The sequence below is a fragment of the Streptosporangium fragile genome (assembly GCF_039534445.1).
GTDB classification, from domain to species: Bacteria; Actinomycetota; Actinomycetes; order Streptosporangiales; family Streptosporangiaceae; genus Streptosporangium; species Streptosporangium fragile.
Genome location: NZ_BAAAVI010000150.1, coordinates 1,158 through 4,012, shown reverse-complemented (window position 1 = coordinate 4,012; position 2,855 = coordinate 1,158). Strand labels below are relative to the sequence as shown.

General features: G+C 78.0%; 2 protein-coding genes. Both read right to left on the bottom strand.

Going from position 1 to position 2,855, the window contains the following annotated elements; all coding sequences use genetic code 11:
* Positions 1–1,730: alpha/beta hydrolase family protein (locus ABD841_RS40235; protein WP_344982322.1), on the bottom strand; the 1,730-nt coding region annotated here is incomplete at its 3' end.
* Positions 1,727–2,855, bottom strand: a 1,129-nt coding sequence (locus ABD841_RS40230; RefSeq protein ID WP_344982321.1) for a lanthionine synthetase LanC family protein, incomplete at its 5' end; no start/stop codon positions are given. The genes ABD841_RS40235 and ABD841_RS40230, both read right to left, overlap by 4 nt.

Here is a 2,855-nt window from a genome sequence, read left to right as displayed (position 1 = left end):
CCGGCGCCGCCGTCGCGGTGCCCGGTCGCGCGCAGCCGGTCGCGCAGCCGCCGGGAATGCGCGACCGGGATGATCGAGTCGTGTTCGCCGTGCACGATCAGCAGCGGCAGCCGCAGCCGGGGCGCCAGGGCCAGCAGATCCCGCGGGCCGAGCGCGTCGTGGATGTCCGCGCGCCCGCCGACCCGGTCGATCAGGGTGCGCACCGGGGCCGGGCCGTCGGCGTACAGGGCCCGCCCGGACAGGAACGGGGCCACGACCGCGGCGCGTTCCCACCGGCCGGGCTGCGCGGCGGCGGCCAGCAGCGCCAGGTAGGCGCCGTAGCTGATCCCGTACAGCGCCGGGCGGGCGCGGCCGGGCCCGCGCTGGCCGGCCAGGGTGCGGCCCAGGTGCAGCACGTCGGCCAGGTCCGGGCCGCCCCAGGCGCCGTGGATGGCGTCGCGGTGGGCCGCGCCGTAGCCGGTGCTGCCGCGCTGGTTGGGCGCGACCACGGCGGTGCCGGCCGCGGCCAGGCGCTGAAACAGCGGGTCGAAGCCGAGTTGCCAGGCGGCCTCGGGGCCGCCGTGCAACGCCAGCACCACCCGGGCGGCGGTGGCCGGGTCGCCGTAGACGACCGCCTCGATGGGCCCGGCCGGGCCGTCGTAGGTGTGCACGTGCGCGGGTGCCCACCGGGCCGAAGAGTGGGCCGGGGCGGGGGAAATACCCGGCCGGACCGGCCCGGCCAGAGTGATCACGCCCGGTGGGTGCTCGGGGGTGGTGTGCACCAGGTGCAGGCCGGCTTCGGTCCAGTGCGCGGTCGGATACAGCGTCCCGGGCGGCAGGTCGAGCTCGGCGGTGGTGTCGGCCACGAGATCGTGCAGCAGCAGGTGGGAGCGGGCGCCGCGGGTGACCGCCAGGGCCAGGTGCGCCCCGGCCGGATCCAGCGCCAGCGGTGCCACGGTGCCCTCGATCGCGTTCAACCCCTCGGGGAAGACGGTGGGCCCGTCGTCGTCGTCGCGGTGGCGGATGCCGAGCCGCCAGGCGCCGTCGCGCCTGGCGGCGATGAGCAGCGTCCCGGTGCGGGGGGCGGCGGCCAGCAGGTGTTCGCCGTCTGCCGGCCCGCGCAACGGGGTGGTGGTGCCGCGGGCCAGGTCCAAAACCAGGGGGGTGGCCTGCGGGTCCTTGCCGGTCAGGGCCAGCCGGTCGCCGCTCTCATCCAGCCAGATCCGGCCGGTGACCGGGCCGGGCAGCTCGGCGGCGGTCACGGGCGGCTCGACCCGCCCGGACACGCGCCAGACCGTGGTCACCTGGTCGGTGCCGGTGGCGAAGGCCACCGCGGCCGTGCCCGGTGCCGGGCCGGCGGCGATGGTCAGCCGGCCGCCGCGGACCGCGGCCAGCCGGTGCTCCGCCACGGCCCGGGCGCCGTTTTCGTCCGGTCCGGGGACGGCCACGAGCAGGTGGTGGGTGTATCCGTCCAGGCGGCGCAGCAGCAGCAGGCGGCCGTCGTCGGTGGGCAGGGCCAGCGTCCATGGGTTCTCCCCGGCGCGGGTGGGCCGCAGCCGGGGCCGGGGGGCGGCGCCGGTGAGGTCCCACACCTGCGGGATGAGGCGGTGGGTGCCGTGGCCGGTCAGGCAGGCGGCGTATCGGCCGCGCCCGGAGAAGCAGAAGTTGATCCGCCGGGCGAGCCCGGGGTGTCCGGCGGCCCGGGTGGCCGGGCGCGGGCTCACCGCGCCCGGGGCGGTGGCGGGGCTCATCGCGCCGCCCCGGCGGCCGGCACGACCGCATGATCACCGGCGCGCGGCTGCGTCCCTTCGACGGCCGGCACGACCGCATGATCACCGGCGCGCGGCTGCGTCCCTTCGACGGCCGGCACGACCGCATGATCACCGGCGCGTGGGTCGGCCATCCACGGGCGGGGACCGCCGTGGCGCAGCCGGTGCAGGAAGTCCAGCACGCCCGCCAGGCCGGTGTTCCAGCCGACGCCGGTCTCGGTGCCGTTCTCGTCCGGTACCACCAGCAGCCCGTCGCGCAGCGTCGCGCGTGCCCACAGCAGGGCGGCCAGGTCCCCGGCCTGCGCCCGGTAGGCCGGCTCGCCCAGCAGGTCGGCCATATCCAGCAGGAACTGCCCGTCGCCGGCCAGGCCGTGGCAGGCGGCGGTGCCCGAGCCGAGCCGGTGGGCGTGCACGGCGAGGGCGGCGGCCTGGGCGGCCGCGCGGAAGCGGGCATCGCCGGTGGCCGCATACAGGCGGACCAGGAACGTGCCCACCCCGGAGGAGCCGCTGCACCAGTGCAGCTTCAGGCCGGCGCGGTCCGGGCCCTCGGGCCACCAGGCGGCGCCGTCGCGGTATTCGGCCGCGGCCAGCAGGGTCTGCCCGGCGGCCAGCGCCATCTGCCGGCAGTCCTCGCGGTCCAGCGCGGTACCCGCGGCCAGCAGGTAGGCGCCGATCCCGGCCACCCCGTGGGCGAACCCGTAGTGCGTCAGACCGGCCAGCACCGAGTCGAAGCCGGTGGGGATGGGCCAGTGCACCGCCTCGCCGGTGCGGTGGGCGGTCGTGAGCAACTCATCGGCGCACGCCCCGGCCCGGTCGCGGAACCGGGCATCGCCGGTGGCGTGCCACAGGTGCAGCAGGGCCAGGCCGGTGCCGGCCAGGCCGTGGCAGATGTCCGGGTTGGGCCAGCTCGTCGGCAGGCCCAGGGCCAGCTCGACGCCCGCGTCGCGCAAGGCCGCGTCGTCCAGGGCGCGGCCGGCCTCGTACAGGGCCCAGGCGATGCCGGCCCGGCCGAAGTACAGCCCCGGTGAGGGCCGGTGCTCCCCGGCCAGGCGGCGCACCGTCCAGCGCGCCGCATCCCGCAGCCCCGCCGTCAGACCGGCCCGCAAC